Origin of the sequence: Streptomyces sp. NPDC058157, assembly GCF_042884105.1 — a bacterium.
In the GTDB taxonomy this organism is placed as follows: Bacteria; Actinomycetota; Actinomycetes; order Streptomycetales; family Streptomycetaceae; genus Streptomyces.
In genome coordinates, this window is record NZ_JBHVUQ010000046.1 from 1 (window position 1) to 14,279 (window position 14,279).

Consider the following 14,279-nt stretch of genomic DNA (forward strand, 5'->3'; position numbering starts at 1 on the left):
GGGCGGGGCTCGCCGCCGCCGGGGCCGCGGCGGTCCAGCCGGCCGCGAGGGCCGCGCCGCCGGTGAGGGTGGTCGCGAGTAAGTGCCGTCGGTTGAAGTCGGTCATGCCGAGGTGGTCGTACGAGGGGGCCGGGGAGTTCCCCGGGATCCGGGTGGCCACGGGTACGAATCCCCCTGCGGGGGGGGCGGGGCCCGGGATCCGGGCGGTGGCACGGCTGGGGTGGCGCCGGGCCGGTACCCGGCGTCGTCCGCGCCACGGCGCCGCGCCCGCGCGCCGCGGGATCGTATCCTGCGGCGCACGGGCGCGGTGCGCGGTGCGGGGGGGTCAGGCCGAGTAGTCGTGCTCCGCCTCGGTGCGGTGGGCGGGGTGCGGGGTCGCCGGGCCGCCCTTCGCGACCTGGACGGAGTGCGTCCGGTTCAGCCGCTCGCCCTCGACGTCCATGTTCGGCAGCAGCCGGTCGAGCCAGCGCGGCAGCCACCACGCGGACCGGCCGAGGAGGGCGAACAGGGCCGGGACCAGCGCCATGCGGACCACGAAGGCGTCGAAGAGGACGGCGGCGGCGAGGCTGAAGCCGACCATCTTCACGAAGTCGTTCGTCTCCAGGATGAAGCCGGAGAAGACGCTGGTCATGATGATCGCGGCGGCGCTGACGACCCGTCCGCCGTAGCGGAAGCCGGTGACCACGGCCTCGGTGGGCCGGGCCCCGTGGACGTAGGCCTCCCGCATGCGGGTGACGAGGAAGACCTCGTAGTCCATCGCCAGGCCGAAGACCACGCCGATCATGAAGATCGGCAGGGTGCTCATCACCGGGCCGGGCTGCTCGATGCCGAGGACGTCGGCGAGCCAGCCCCACTGGAAGACGGCCACGACCGCGCCGAGGGCGGCGGAGACCGAGAGCAGGAAGCCGAGGGCCGCCTTGAGCGGGACGAGCAGCGAACGGAAGATCAGGACCAGCAGCAGGAAGGCGAGGCCGACGACCAGGCCCAGGTAGGGCAGCATCGCCTCGTCCAGGGTGCGGGAGAAGTCGATGAACAGGGCGGTCTGGCCGGTGACCAGGATCTCCGCCCCGGTGTCCGCCTCGATGGCGCCCGCCATCCCCCGGATGGTGGTGACCAGTTCCTCGGTCCGGTGCTCGGTGGGCCCGGAGGACGGGACCACGTTGAGGACGGCGGTGTCGCCCGCCGGGTTCGGCGTGGCGGGGGTCACCGTGGCCACGCCCTGGACCTTGGCGAGTTCGGCGCCGACCCGGCCGGCCGCGGCGGCCGCGTCCTTCGCCTGGACGGTGACCGTCAGCGGGCCGTTGAACCCGGGCCCGAAGGACTCCGACAGCATGTCGTAGGCCTTGCGCTGGGTGGTGTCGGGCGCCATGGTGCCCTCGCCGGGCAGGCCCAGCTGGAGGCTGGCGGCGGGGACGGCGAGGGCGCCGAGGCCGAGCACGCCGACGGCCAGGACCAGTAGGGGGCGGCGGACGACGAACCGGGCCCAGCGGGTGCCCAGGTTGGGCTTGGTCCGGGCGGCCAGCCGGTCGGCCCGGCGCTGGAGCCGTGCGGTGAGCGGCTTGCCCTGGATGGCCCGGCGCTCCAGGCGGGGCATGACCTTGACGGGGGCGAAGCCGAGGAGCGCGGGGACGAGCGTGACCGCGATGAGGACGGCGATGGCGACGGTGCCGGCGGCGGTGAGGCCCATCTTGGTGAGCATCGGGACGTTGACGACGGCCAGTCCGGCGAGCGCGATGATGACGGTGAGGCCGGCGAAGACCACGGCCGAGCCCGCGGTGCCGACCGCGCGGCCGGCGGCGTCGGTGCGGTCACGGCCCTCGGAGACCTCGGCGCGGTAGCGGGAGATGATGAACAGGGCGTAGTCGATGCCGACCGCGAGGCCGATCATCATGGCCAGCGTGCCGGTGGTGGCGGAGAGCCCGAGGGTGCTGCCGAGGGCGGTGACGGCGGCGCTGCCGACGGCCACGCCGATGACGGCGGTGAGCAGGGGCATGCCGGCGGCGATCAGGGAGCCGAAGGTGAGCAGCAGGACCACGGCGGAGACGAGGATGCCGATGCCCTCGGCGCCGCCCATGGCGGCCTCGACCTTGACGGCGTCGCCGCCGGCCTCGACGGTCAGGCCGTCGGCCCGGCCCTTCTCCAGCACCGCGTCGAGGCCGTCGTGCTCCTCGTCGGTGAGCTTGAGGGCGGGCAGCTTGTACGCGGCCACGGCGTAGGCCGTGGTGCCGTCCTTGCCGACCGTGCCGGTCTTGAACGGGTCGGAGGCCGAGACGACTCCGGGTGCCTTGGCGAGGGCGGCGACGAGGCCCTCGACCTTGGCCTGCTGCGCGGGGTCGGAGAGCTTCTGCCCGGCGGGCGCGCGGACCACCACGCGGGCGGTGGCGCCGTCCGCGCTCGCGGCCGGGAACTTCTCCTTGAGCACGTCGAAGGCGCGCTGCGACTCCGTGCCCGGCATGGAGAAGGTGTCGGTGGGCGGGGGCGGGGCGGTGGAGGCGGCGACGCCGACGGCGACGAGGACGGCGAGCCACAGCAGGGTCACCAGGCCCCGCCGCCGGAAGGCGAAGCGGCCCGTCTTGTAGAGGAAGGTGGCCATGGCGCAACAGACTCCCGTGAGCGTGAGTGCGGCGAGGGGGACGGACGGTCCCGTGGGGCGCGGGCCCCACCGGTGGCACCACTATGGCACACGTATGGCGCTAGAGGGAGCCACAAAGGCGCAGCATCCGGCGCCTGCAACGCACCACATGGCACCAAAGGCTCGTGAAACCGGGCAGATGATTCCCCCGGTAACCCTGAACTACCCCTGGATCAAGACGCCTCCAGCCAGGCGCCACCCTGGCACCACCACGGCTCCAGCGGGCGCGGTGAGCGGATGGTGAGCGGGCGGTGAGCGGCCCGGGCGACCGTGGTTCCCGTCGCCGGACCACACGGGTCCGGCCGGTACGAGGAGCAGGCCATGGGCGCGCTGAACGGCAGGACGGCACTGGTGACGGGCGGTTCCCGGGGGATCGGCCGGGCGGTGGCGCTGCGGCTGGCGGCCGAGGGGGCCCTGGTCGCCGTCCACTACGGCGGCAACGAGCGGGCGGCCCTGGAGACGGTGGCGCTGATCGAGGAGGCGGGCGGCCTCGCCTTCACGGTGCGGGCCCGGTTCGGGGAGGAGGGGGCGGTGGACGCGCTGTTCGAGGGGCTGACCGCCGGGCTGGGCGGGTGCGGGCTGGACGTCCTCGTCAACAACGCGGGCATCGGATCGGGCAGTTCGATCGGCCGGGTCACCGAGGAGGAGTTCGCCCGGCTGCTGGCGGTGAACGTGACCACCCCGCTGTTCGTGATCCAGCGCGCGCTGCCGCTGCTGAACGACGGCGGGCGGATCGTCAACATGGGCTCGACGGCCAGCCGCTTCGCGGTGACGAGCCAGATCGGGTACACCGTCACCAAGGCGGCGCTGGAGGCCATGGCCCCCTCGCTCGCCAACGAACTCGGTCGGCGCGGCATCACGGTGAACACCGTCGCGCCGGGCGCCGTCCGCACCGACATGACCGCCGGGTATACGGCGGTCCCGGAGGTGGTCGCCGCCCTGGAGGGGATCACCGCGCTGGGGCGGCTGGGCGAGCCGGAGGACGTCGCAGACGTGGTGGGGTTCCTGGCGGGGCCGCAGGGGCGGTGGGTGACCGGGCAGACGGTCGACGTGTCCGGGGGCACCTGGCTCGGCCCCCTGGCCTGAGCGGCGGCCGGGGCGCGGGAGGGGCCGCCGGGGCTGCCGGACGGACCGCCGGACGGACCGTCGGACGGCCCCTGCCGCCCGGCAGCCGGCCACCGGGCGGGACGCCGGAGGCTCACCCGGCCGGCCACCGGACCGGTCACCGGACGGACCACCGGGCAGGGCATCGGGCGGACCGCCGGGCGGACAGTCCGTTGATCAACTCCCGTGGATAATCACCGGCATGCGGTTCTCCATCCTCGGCGAGACTCTGGCCCGGCGCGACGACGGCACCGGCATACCCCTCGGCGGACCCGCCCGGCGCGCCCTGCTGACCCTGCTGCTGGTGCGCCCCCGGGAGGTGGTGGCCGCCGAGCGGCTGGCGGACGAGCTGGCCCCCGACGGCGCGGTGTCGGCGCACGCCCTGCAGTCCCAGGTGTCCCGGCTGCGCGCGGCGCTCGGGCCGGCCGTGATCGAGCGGGCCGGGGCGGGCTACCGGGCCGCCGTGGACCCGGAGGACGTGGACGCGGGCCGGTTCGAGCGGCTCGCCCGCGAGGGGCGGGCCGCACTGGCCGCCGAGGATCCCGTACGCGCGGTGAAACTCCTGCGCGGGGCACTGGAGTTGTGGCGCGGCCCGGCCCTCGCCGACCTGGCGCACCTGACCCACCTGACGGAGGGCGACACCGCCCGGACGGTCTCGGCCCGGCTGGAGGAGCTGCGGCTCGGGGCGGTCGAGGACCGGATCGAGGCCGAGCTGCGGCTCGGCGGCCACCGGGAGGCCGTGGCGGAGCTGCGGGAGCTGACCGCCCGCCACCCGCTGCGCGAGCGCCTCGCCGCCCTGCTGATCCGGGCCCTGTCCGCGGAGGGCGGCCAGGCGCAGGCGCTGGCCGCGTACGAGGAGACCCGCGGCCGGCTCGCCGACGAGCTCGGCAGCGACCCGTCGGCCGAACTGGTCGCCCTGCACCGGGAGTTGCTCGACTTCGACCCCTCCCCCGCGCAGGCCCGGCCGCCCGCCCAGCTGACCTCGTTCGTGGGCCGCTCCGACGAGGTCGCCGAGGTGGCGGGACTGCTGCGGGCGGCCCGGCTGGTGACGCTGGTGGGGCCGGGCGGGGTGGGCAAGACCCGGCTGTCGGTGGAGGCGGCGGGGGCCGCCGCCGACGACGTGTGCTTCGTGGAGCTGGCCCCGCTGCGCGAGGGCGCCGGCCTGCCGGCGGCGGTGCTGGCGGCGCTCGGGCTGCGCGAGAACGGGCTCCGGCTGGACGGCGGCGGGCAGGGGCCCCTGGAGCGGCTGGCCACGGCCCTGGCGGACCGGACGCTGCTGCTGGTCCTGGACAACTGCGAGCACCTGGTCGAGGAGGCCGCCGCGCTGGCGGGACGGCTGCTGGCCCGCTGCCCCCGGCTGCGGATCCTGGCCACCAGCCGGGAGCCCCTCGCCGTCACCGGGGAGCACCTGTGGCAGGTGCGGCCGCTCGACGAGGCGGCGGCCGTACGGCTGTTCACCGAGCGCGCCTCGGCCGTGCGGCGCGGGTTCACGGCGGCCCCGGAGCCGGTGGAGCGGATCTGCGCGGCGCTCGACCGCCTGCCGCTGGCCATCGAGCTGGCGGCGGCCCGGCTGCGCACGATGGACGTGGAGGACCTGGCGCAGCGGCTCGACGACCGGCTCGGGATGGCCGCCGCGCGGGGCAACCGGGGCGCCGCCGAACGGCACCGCACGCTGCGCGCGGTGGTCGCCTGGAGCTGGGACCTGCTGTCCGCGCCGGAGCAGCGGGCGGCGCGGCGGTTCACGGTGTTCCCGGCGGGGGCGACGGCCCGGGCGGCGCTGGAGGTGTGCGGGGCGGGCGGCGCGGGCCCGGAGCCCGAGGTGCTGGAATCCCTGGTGGACAAGTCCCTGCTGGAACTGGCGGGTGGCGGGCGGCTGCGGATGCTGGAGACGGTCCGCGCGTACGGCGCCGAGCGGCTCCGGGAGGCGGGCGAGGCCTCGGCCACGGGGGCCGCGCACGCCCGGTACGTGCTGGAGCTGGCCCGCACCGCCGAGCCGCGGCTGCGGGGGCCCGGGCAGCCGGAGTGGCTGGAGCGGCTGGCGGCCGGGCACGGCGACCTGGAGGCGGCACTCGCCTGGGCGGCCGGGGAGGGCCGCTGGGAGACGGCGCTGGAACTGCTCGCGGCGGCCTCGGGGTACCTGTGGATCCGCGGGGTGTCCGGGTCGGTCGCGGCGCGGGCCGCGGCCGTGCTCGACGCCGTCGGGGACGCTCCCCCGGCCGGGCTGGGCGAGGAGTTCGCGGCGTGCGTGCTGCTGGCGGCGGCGGGCCCGGGCGGCCTCGCACCATGGCGCCGCCACCGGACCCGCGCCGGACACCTCCTGGCCACCGCCTGGTCGCGGGAGGGCGCGGGTGGCCACGGCGCGGTCGGGGGCCACCCGGCCGATGCCGGTACGGCTGACGCCGGTACCAGCAGGCACGGCACGGCCGACGCCGCCCCGGGCGCGAGCGGCCCGTACGCCACGACCGACGCCAGCACGGGCACGAGCCGCACGGGGTCGGGCGGCACGACGGACGGCGGCGCGGGCGGCACGGGCGGCACGGCCGGGGCCGGCACGACCGAGGGCAGCACGACCGCCGGCGGCACGGCCAGCGCGGGCACGCGCCGCACGGGGGCGGCGGGCACGGCCGGCACGAGCGGGGCCGGCACGTCCCAGGGCAGGCCGACTGACGGCGGCACGGCCAGCACGGGCAGCGCGGCCACGAACAGCCCGGGCGGCACTGGCGCCACGGGCACGCGCTGCCTGGGGGCGGGCGGCACGGCCAGGGGCAGCACCGGCAACGCGGGCAGCGCGGCCGGCACGACCGACGGCGGCACGGCCAGAGGCAACGCGGGCAACGCGGGCGGTACGGCCGGCACGACCGGGGGCAGCACAACCGACGGCAGCGCGGGCAGCACGGACGGCACGACCGGCGCAGGCAGCATGGGCAGCGCGGGCGGCACGACCCAGGCCAGCACGACCGACGGCGGCACGGCCAGGGGCAGCGCGGGCAATGCTGGCGGTACGGCCGGCACGACCGAGGGCGGCACAACCGACGGCAGCGCGGACAGCACGACCGGCGCAGGCAGCGCGGGCGGCACGACCCAGGGCAGCACGACCGACGGCGGCGCAGGCAGCGCGGGCGGCGCGGGCGGCGCGGGCCGGGGGCGGTACCCGGTGGTGCTGTTGGTGTGGATGTTGCGCAACGCGGTCGAGGCCGATCCGCTGGACGCGTTCGCCCTGGTGTCGGCGCAGCGCGGGCACCCCGAGCCGTGGGTGCGGGCGGTCGCCGCGTACGTGTCCGGGTTCGGGCCCCTCGGAGCGGGTGACCCGGCCGCCGCCGAGCGGGCCTTCGCCGAGGCCGCCGAGGGGTTCCGGGCGGCCGGTGACGGCTGGGGCACCGCGCTGGTCCTGGACGCGCTCGCCGGTATGGCGGGGGCGCGCGGGGACCGGGCCGGGGCGGTGGCGCTGACCGACGAGGCGCTGGCGCTGACCGAGCGGCTGGGCGCCCTGGAGGACAGCGCCGACCTGCTGGTCAACCGGGCCGACCAGCTCGTGGCCGGGGATCCGGCGGCGGCCGCCGCCGACTACGCCCGGGCCGCCGCCCTCGCCCGCCGGGCCGGTGGCTCCGCGGCGCTGGCGGCCGCCCTGCGCGGACTCGGGGACCTGGCCCTGCGGGACGGGGACCCGGCGCGGGCCGGACGCCTGTACACGGAGGCCCTGGAGCGGATCGACCCGCACTGGGTCAAGAGCGCGGGCAGCCGCGTACGGGCCCTCGCGGGGCTGGGCCGGGTGGCGGAGTCGTCCGGGGACCACCCGGCGGCCCGCGCCCGCTACGCGGAGGCCGCCGCGTCGGCGGCGTCCGTCGTGGGCGGCACCTCCCCGGAGGCACTCCGCCTCCTGGGCCTGCCCGAGGAGGTCGTAGCCGTGCTGACCGCCCACGCCCCCTGACGGGCAGTCGAGGCCGAGCGGAGGTCCGGCGACGAGGCCTTGATGCGCACGATGCCCGCCGGGCCGCCCGGCGGGCAGGCCCGGATCACCACGCTCCTGGTCCGCGACGGCGACCGCGCCCTGGAACTGACGTTCCGCAGCCTGGCGACCGCCCCCGACGGCCCCGAGGCAGCGAGCCTCGCCACCGCGACGTCGAGGTTCCTCGACCTGGCTCCGGCGAAGTTCCTGGGCCTGCCGCTCGGCTGACCGGGCCTTCGGGGCGGGGGCCGGGCGGGGAGGGCGCGTCCCGCCGGCGGGACAGTGGGGGTGGGTGGGGGGCGGGGGCATTGCCCGAAGGAGGGCGGGCTTGCCATGCTCGAACGCGACGGCGCCCGCCCCCGGCCGCTTCCGGACCGCCGCCGGCGGGCGCTCCACCTCGTCCCGCGTGGGCCGGACCGGGCCGTGGAGCCGCGTCCACGCCCCGCCGGCGCCGGCCGACGCGTCCGGGCCGGGCGGAGACAACCCGGTGGTCGCCTCCCGTTCCGCTCGGGTCCGCCCGGGTCTGCCACCGTCCGGACCAGCCCCGTCACCCCAGGCCCCTCAACCCCGCCCCTGGAGCCCATGGATGAACACCGAACTGCTGATGTCCGATGCCACCCACTTCCGCATCGACTACGTCATCAACCCGTACATGGACACGAGCGTCCAGCCCGACGCCCGGGCCGCCGTCTCCGAGCACGACGCGATCGCCGCCGCCCACCTCGCGGCCGGCCGCACGGTCCACCGGATGCCGGCCGCGCCGGAGTGCCCCGACATGGTGTACACGGCCAACGGGGCCTGGGTGTGCGGCGACCGCGCCGTGCTGGGCGACCCGCCGGCGGCCCGCGCCGCCGAGATCCCGTACTTCCGGTCGTGGCTGAAGGAGAACGGCATCGACGTGTACGACGCCCCGTACTCCTTCAGCGGCCAGGGCGACACCCTGGCCTGCGGGGACCTGCTGCTGGCGGGCCACGGCCAGCGCACGGACCGCCGGATGCACGACGTCCTGGCGGACCTGACCGGGCACCAGGTGGTGCCGCTGCGCACGGCCGGGGAGGAGTGGTACGACCTGGACCTGGCCGTGGCCGTGATCGACGAGGGCACGCTCGCCTACCACCCGGGCGCGCTGGAGCCGGAGAGCGTCGGCGTGCTGCGTTCCCTCGGGCTCGAACTCATCGAGGTGGGCACCGAGGAGGCCCGGGCCTTCGCCCTCAACCTGATCAGCGACGGCCGGACGGTGACGATGACCACCGGCGCGCCCCGGCTCGCCGCGACCCTGCGCGAACGGGGCGCCACGGTGGTGGAACTCGACACGGCGCAGCTCCGCAAGGGCGGCGGCGGGGTCCGCTGCACCGCCCTCACCCTGGACAACCGGGTCCCGGCGGGGCGCTAGGGGGTGGGTGTCGGAGCGGGAGTGGCGGCGCCGACGACGGCGGACTGCAGGACGTGGGCCGCCCAGTCGTTCAGGCTCAGCCCGCACGCGGCCGCCGTTTCCAGGAGCCGGTCGAGGTCCGACTTGGGCAGGGCGATCCGCAGGGTCGCCTCCTCGCCCGCCGGCTCCGCCGCGTCCGCGCCGTTCTGTTCCGCGAGGCCGGCCCGGAGCTGCCGCCGGAGCTCGTTGCGCGACCAGCGCTGTTCCTCGGCGCGCCGCAGCCAGTAATCCTGTTCGGGCCGGGCCAGCCGGGCCACCTCCGCGTGGTGGGCGAAGCTGAGCGCGTCGCGGCGCCGGTCCTGCTCGAACCGGCGGGCCACCCAGGCGTAGTTGCGCAGGGTCTGGTAGTCGAGCCCGGTCCGGCCGACCGCCTCGCGGTAGCGGCCGCTGTAGGCGTTCTCCCCGAACAGCAGCCAGTCGCCCATCCACCAGGCGGAGGAGCTGGCCAGGTCCCGCAGCTGGCTGCCGATCTCCTCCCAGGCCCGTTGCGGCATGGCCGGCGAGAAGGTCATGCCCGACTTGGTCAGCGCCTCCAGGCAGGGCAGCTGGCTGAGGGTCACCCTGCGGGTCCCGGGAACGCGGTGCGCCCGGGCGGTCAGTTCTCCTTGTGTGCGGACGCCCGACATCTCGCATCATCCCCCTGAGGCTCGACCGGCCGGCCACCCGGCACGTCACGTCATGGCCTTCCGGCTGGCCAGACTAGGCACGCGGGGGCGTCCGCCAGCGGGGGTTGAGACGGACTTGACGGCGATCTGAGCAACCTGGCGACGGAATCGGGACACCCCTCGCAAGCCGGCCCCGCGGCGGGGTCCCTAGGCAGCCCGGGTGATCACGATGTCGCCCATGCCGGTACGGGCCCGTACCTCCACGACGCCTTCCGAGCCCTCGGGGCCCGCGGAGGGGCCGAGGGAGTTGTGCACCTTGCCCAGCCGGGAGGTGACGTCGAGCCAGGCGGCGACGGAGCCCCGGATGCCGACGTCGATCCGGCCGACGGCGGTCTGGAGGTCGGCCCGGCCGCGGGCCACCTCGCCGACGCGGATGGCGCCGTTCGCGGACCTGGCCTCGACGGAGCCGTGCGCCCGGTCGACGGTGATGGAGCCGTTGGAGCTGTTGGCCCGTACGTCCCCGGTGACCTCGCCGATCTCCGTGTCCCCGTTGACGTTCTTGACGGTCGCCGCGCCGTCGACCCGGCCGATGCGGATCCGGCCGCCGCCGTGGACCTCGGCGTCGCCGGCGCAGCGGTCCAGGCGGACGTCGCCGTGTCCGGTGCGCAGCACGACCGGGCCGGCCCCTTCCACCCGGATGTCCCCGGCGCCGGACTTCAGGACGCACTCCCCGAAGGCCCCTTCCAGGACGAGGGGGCCGACGCCCGTGGAGGCCCGGACGCGCGAGCCGGCCGGCAGCTCGACGCACACCTCGACGGAGCCGATCCGGCCGAACGGGAGGCGCTTGCGGGCACCGCGCACCGTGAGCGTGCCGTCGGCGTGGTCGACCCGGCTCTCCCGGGCCGCGCGCTCGTCCTCCGGGTCGCCGGGGTCGGCGGGGAGCACCTCGACGACGGTGTCCGTCCGCTCGCCCGCCGTGAGGCGGACGGAGCCCACCTCGATCTCGACGGACACGGCGAGCGGTGCGGGGGTCTCGAAGGTAAGCATGGGGGTCCGATCCTCATGGCGTGGTACGGGTTCCCGCCGGTCGGGCGGGCGGGGGGTGCGGGGTGACGGGGGCTCGGGCGGGGGTCAGCGCACCCAGCCGGTGAAGCTCTGGCCGGCGCGGGTGCGGCGCAGCCCGGCGGGCTGCTCGGCGGCGGCGTCGGACAGGGCCGCCGACAGGGTGCGGACCACCCAGGAGTTGACGGAGACGCCCTCGCGGGCCGCGGCTTCCTCGGCTCGGGCCTTGAGGTGGGCGGGGAGGCGGAGGTTGATCCGTGCCGTCCCGCCGTCCTCGCCCTCGGTCAGGACGGGGGCCGGCGGTGCGGCCGGGGCGGAGGGGCGCTCCTCGTAGCCGGGCTCGGTCTCCGGGAGGCTCACGACGAACTCGGGGTCCAGGCCCCGCAGCCGTACGGAGACCGATCCCGGCGCCAGGTCCCGCGTGACCTCGTCCATCGCGTCGGACAGGGCGTTCAGGAGCGTGAGCCGGGTGGCCGACTCCAGCGGGGCGGTGAGCCGTCCGGCCAGGGCCCGGGCCTCGTCCCCGCCCGCGTCGGCGGCGACGGCGAGCTCGTGCCGGAGGTTCTCTACGTACGGCCTCAGATCCATGGCGCCACTATGGCACACGGGTGGCACCAGGACCAGAACGGACGTATGCCGCGCTCCCCCTCCCCCGGCGGTGAGCCGCCGGTGACCGCCCGGTGAGCGCCCCGGAGCACGCTGCGGCCATGGAGAACACGACCCCGCACACCGCCTCCGCCCGCCCCGCGCACCCCGCCCGCCCCGCCCGGACCGTCCTGATCTCGGGCGCGTCCGTGGCCGGGCCCGCGCTCGCCTTCTGGCTCCACCGCCACGGCTTCGTCCCCACCGTCGTCGAGCGGGCCCCCGCCCTGCGCGAGGGCGGCTACGCCGTCGACTTCCGGGGCGAGGCCCACCTGACGGTGCTGCGCCGCATGGGCATCCTGGACGAGCTCCGGGCCGCCCGCACCGGCACCGGCTCCATGTCCTACGTCGACAGCGCGGGCCGGCCGCGGGCGAAGCTGCCCGCCGACCTGTTCGCCGGGGACCTGGAGGTGCTCCGGGGCGACCTGGCCCGGATCCTGCACGACGCGACGAAGGAGCACACCGAGTACGTCTTCGGGGACTCCGTCACCTCCCTCACCGAGGACGCCGACGGGGTCCACGTCACCTTCGAGCGCGGCGCGCCCCGGCGCTTCGACCTCGTGGTCGGGGCCGACGGCCTGCACTCGCACACCCGCGGCCTGGTCTTCGGGCCCGAGGAGCGGTTCGTCAGGCACCTCGGCGTCCACTGCGCGGTCTTCACCACCGCCAACCACCTCGGCCTCGACCGCACCGGCCACGCCTACCGCACCGCCGGCCGGCTGGTGGCCGTGTACAGCGCCCGCGGGAACACGGAGGCCAAGGCCGTCTTCTACTTCGCCTCGCCGCGGCTGGACCTCGACCGCCACGACGTGGCGGGCCAGCAGGAGCTGCTCACCGAGCGGTTCGCGGGCAACGGCTGGCAGAGCGACCACCTGCTGGAACAGATGCGCCACGCCCCGGACTTCCACTTCGACTCCGTCGGCCAGGTGTGCATGGACGGCTGGTCGCGCGGCCGGGTGGTCCTGCTCGGCGACGCCGCGTACAGCCCGTCGTCCCTGTCGGGCATGGGCTCGGGGCTCGCGCTGGTCGGCGCGTACGTCCTCGCGGGGGAGCTCGCCGCCGCACGCGGCGACCACCGCACCGCCTTCACCCGCTACGAGCGGGAGATGCGGGGGTACGCGGAGGGCTGCCGGAAGATGGGCGACGGGGTGGCGAAGCTGATGGTCCCCGGGAGCCGGCTGCTCGCGGGCCTCCTCAACCGCTACTACAAGGTCATGCCGTACCTGCCGGGCAAGGAGATGGCCGCGAAGATCGCCCGCAGGGCCGCAGAGAACATCACCCTGCGCGACTACGCCGCCGAACCGGCCACCCGCTGACCGCCCCTCCTTCCCCCCCTCGACCGAAAACGACTGGACACGGAAACCTAGACCCCCTAGGTTTTCACCTAGACAGACCAGCCACATGAGGAGGCACCGCATGGTGCGCGCAGGACTCAGCGCCGCACGGCTCACGGAGGCGGCCGCCGAGATGGCGGACGAGGCCGGGATCGAGAAGGTGTCGCTGTCCGCGCTCGCCCGGCGGTTCGGCGTCAAGGACGCGAGCCTGTACTCGCACGTGCGCAACCTGCGGGAACTGCGGGTGCGGGTGGCACTGCTGGCGGGCGAGGAGGTGACCGCGCGGATCGCGGTCGCCGTCGCCGGGCGGTCGGGCAAGGACGCGCTGGTCGCGTTCGCCGACGCCTACCGGGACTACGCCCTGGAGCGCCCGGGCCGTTACGCCGCCTCGCAGATGCGGTTCGAACCGGAGGAGGTGGCCGGCTCGGCCGGGCTGCTGCGCAGCGTGGAGCTGACCTACGGGATGCTGCGCGGCTACGGGCTGGAGGACCCGGACCTGACGGACGCGGCCCGGCTGCTGCGCGCCACCTTCCACGGCTACGTCCACCTGGAGCTGAGCGGGGCCTTCGGCCACTCCCGCGAGGTCCGGACGTCCTGGGCCCGCGGCCTCGACGCACTCCACGTGGCCCTGCAGAACTGGCCACCGCACACCGAGGGGGACCCCCGATGACACCCACGCCCACACCCACACCCACCACCGGAACGCTCGGCGTCCCCGGAGCCACCCTGTACCTCGAGCGGCGCGGCACCGGCCCCGTCCTGCTCCTCATCCCCGGCGGCGGGGCGGACGCGGGCCTGTACGCGGGCATGGCCCCGACCCTGGCCGCCGCCGGACGCACCGTGGTCTCGTACGACCCCCGGGGCCAGTCCCGCAGCACCCTCGACGGCCCGGCCGCCGACCAGCGGGTGGCGGACTGGGCCGACGACGCCCGACACGTCCTGGACCTGGTCTCCCCGGACGAGCCGGCGGACGTCCTCGGCTGCAGCGCGGGCGCCGTCGCCGCCCTCGGGCTCCTGGCCCGCCACCCGGAGCGGGTCCGCCGGGTGGTGGCGCACGAACCGCCGCTGGTGGAGGTACTGGAGGACCCGGCCCCGTACCGGACGCTCTACGCCGAGGTCCGCGAGCTGACCCGTACACAGGGCCCGGCCGCGGCGATGGCCCACCTCGCCCAGGGCCTGGGCGGCGGATCCCCCGAGCGCGAGGAGCCGGCCCAACTCCCTCCGGAGATCCTGGAGATGGCCCCGCGCATGTACGCCAACCAGCCGTTCTTCCTGGAACACGTCCTGGTCCCGTTCACGTCCGACACCCCCGACGTACCGGCCTTGCGCGCCCACGCCGACCGGCTCGTCCTGGCGGCCGGCGAGGACTCCCGCGCCATCCCCGCCCTGTACGGCCCGGCAACCCGCCTGTCGCACCTGACGGGCGCCCCCTTCAAGGAGTTCCCGGGCGGCCACGTCGGCTGCACCGAACACCCGACGGCCTTCGCCACCCGCCTCCTGGAGGCCCTGACCGGCGGGTGAC

11 protein-coding genes are annotated in these 14,279 nt (G+C 76.3%); 7 read left to right on the top strand and 4 right to left on the bottom strand.

Annotated features, from left to right (window positions below; translation table 11 throughout):
• Positions 1-325: 325 nt before the first annotated feature.
• Entirely contained in the window at positions 326-2,593 is a 2,268-nt protein-coding gene (locus tag ACFVXK_RS14365; RefSeq protein ID WP_389611821.1) for an MMPL family transporter, read from the bottom strand.
• A gap of 360 nt (positions 2,594-2,953) precedes the next feature.
• Here ACFVXK_RS14365 and ACFVXK_RS14370 point away from each other — a divergent pair, with 360 nt between their 5' ends.
• The 4 genes from ACFVXK_RS14370 to ACFVXK_RS14385 all read left to right on the top strand — a co-directional run bounded on the left by ACFVXK_RS14370 (position 2,954) and on the right by ACFVXK_RS14385 (position 9,075).
• Positions 2,954-3,718, top strand: coding sequence for an SDR family NAD(P)-dependent oxidoreductase (locus ACFVXK_RS14370; protein WP_389611822.1), 765 nt, complete (start codon positions 2,954-2,956; stop codon positions 3,716-3,718).
• Between the two features lie 220 nt (positions 3,719-3,938).
• Positions 3,939-7,664 (top strand): BTAD domain-containing putative transcriptional regulator, encoded by a 3,726-nt coding sequence (locus ACFVXK_RS14375; protein ID WP_389611823.1) that lies wholly within the window; start codon positions 3,939-3,941, stop codon positions 7,662-7,664.
• Positions 7,665-7,706: 42 nt separating this feature from the next.
• Complete coding sequence (locus ACFVXK_RS14380) at positions 7,707-7,910, top strand: hypothetical protein (protein ID WP_389611824.1); 204 nt, start codon at positions 7,707-7,709, stop codon at positions 7,908-7,910.
• Between the two features lie 358 nt (positions 7,911-8,268).
• Positions 8,269-9,075, top strand: coding sequence for a dimethylarginine dimethylaminohydrolase family protein (locus ACFVXK_RS14385; RefSeq protein ID WP_389611825.1), 807 nt, complete (start codon positions 8,269-8,271; stop codon positions 9,073-9,075).
• On the opposite strand, the gene ACFVXK_RS14390 is transcribed toward ACFVXK_RS14385, so the two are convergent.
• From ACFVXK_RS14390 to ACFVXK_RS14400, 3 genes are all read right to left on the bottom strand, one after another.
• Positions 9,072-9,674 (bottom strand): LmbU family transcriptional regulator, encoded by a 603-nt coding sequence (locus ACFVXK_RS14390; RefSeq protein WP_389611826.1) that lies wholly within the window; start codon positions 9,672-9,674, stop codon positions 9,072-9,074. The genes ACFVXK_RS14385 and ACFVXK_RS14390 overlap by 4 nt on opposite strands.
• Positions 9,675-9,926: 252 nt before the next feature.
• Complete coding sequence (locus tag ACFVXK_RS14395; RefSeq protein WP_389611827.1) at positions 9,927-10,766, bottom strand: DUF4097 domain-containing protein; 840 nt, start codon at positions 10,764-10,766, stop codon at positions 9,927-9,929.
• A gap of 84 nt (positions 10,767-10,850) precedes the next feature.
• A complete protein-coding gene (locus ACFVXK_RS14400; protein ID WP_389611828.1) occupies positions 10,851-11,369 on the bottom strand; it encodes a toxin-antitoxin system HicB family antitoxin in 519 nt (172 codons plus the stop codon).
• Positions 11,370-11,488: 119 nt separating this feature from the next.
• Here ACFVXK_RS14400 and ACFVXK_RS14405 point away from each other — a divergent pair, with 119 nt between their 5' ends.
• The 3 genes from ACFVXK_RS14405 (at position 11,489) to ACFVXK_RS14415 (ending at position 14,278) form a co-directional block, all read left to right on the top strand.
• Positions 11,489-12,739: an FAD-dependent monooxygenase gene (locus tag ACFVXK_RS14405; protein ID WP_389611829.1), complete on the top strand. Its 1,251-nt coding sequence runs from the start codon at positions 11,489-11,491 to the stop codon at positions 12,737-12,739.
• A gap of 100 nt (positions 12,740-12,839) precedes the next feature.
• The gene (locus tag ACFVXK_RS14410) at positions 12,840-13,427 is read left to right on the top strand and encodes a TetR-like C-terminal domain-containing protein (RefSeq protein WP_389611830.1); all 588 of its coding nucleotides are present in this window, start codon (positions 12,840-12,842) and stop codon (positions 13,425-13,427) included.
• Complete coding sequence (locus ACFVXK_RS14415) at positions 13,424-14,278, top strand: alpha/beta fold hydrolase (protein WP_389611831.1); 855 nt, start codon at positions 13,424-13,426, stop codon at positions 14,276-14,278. The genes ACFVXK_RS14410 and ACFVXK_RS14415 overlap by 4 nt, the downstream gene beginning before the upstream one ends.
• The last annotated feature ends 1 nt before the right edge of the window (position 14,279 follow it).

What these genes read in the sequence shown, in the direction of transcription:
- ACFVXK_RS14365 (WP_389611821.1), bottom strand. Translation starts at nt 2,593, where the DNA reads ATGGCCACCTTCCTCTACAAGACGGGCCGCTTCGCCTTCCGGCGGCGG.
- ACFVXK_RS14370 (WP_389611822.1), top strand. Translation starts at nt 2,954, where the DNA reads ATGGGCGCGCTGAACGGCAGGACGGCACTGGTGACGGGCGGTTCCCGG.
- ACFVXK_RS14375 (WP_389611823.1), top strand. Translation starts at nt 3,939, where the DNA reads ATGCGGTTCTCCATCCTCGGCGAGACTCTGGCCCGGCGCGACGACGGC.
- ACFVXK_RS14380 (WP_389611824.1), top strand. Translation starts at nt 7,707, where the DNA reads ATGCGCACGATGCCCGCCGGGCCGCCCGGCGGGCAGGCCCGGATCACC.
- ACFVXK_RS14385 (WP_389611825.1), top strand. Translation starts at nt 8,269, where the DNA reads ATGAACACCGAACTGCTGATGTCCGATGCCACCCACTTCCGCATCGAC.
- ACFVXK_RS14395 (WP_389611827.1), bottom strand. Translation starts at nt 10,766, where the DNA reads ATGCTTACCTTCGAGACCCCCGCACCGCTCGCCGTGTCCGTCGAGATC.
- ACFVXK_RS14400 (WP_389611828.1), bottom strand. Translation starts at nt 11,369, where the DNA reads ATGGATCTGAGGCCGTACGTAGAGAACCTCCGGCACGAGCTCGCCGTC.
- ACFVXK_RS14405 (WP_389611829.1), top strand. Translation starts at nt 11,489, where the DNA reads ATGGAGAACACGACCCCGCACACCGCCTCCGCCCGCCCCGCGCACCCC.
- ACFVXK_RS14410 (WP_389611830.1), top strand. Translation starts at nt 12,840, where the DNA reads ATGGTGCGCGCAGGACTCAGCGCCGCACGGCTCACGGAGGCGGCCGCC.
- ACFVXK_RS14415 (WP_389611831.1), top strand. Translation starts at nt 13,424, where the DNA reads ATGACACCCACGCCCACACCCACACCCACCACCGGAACGCTCGGCGTC.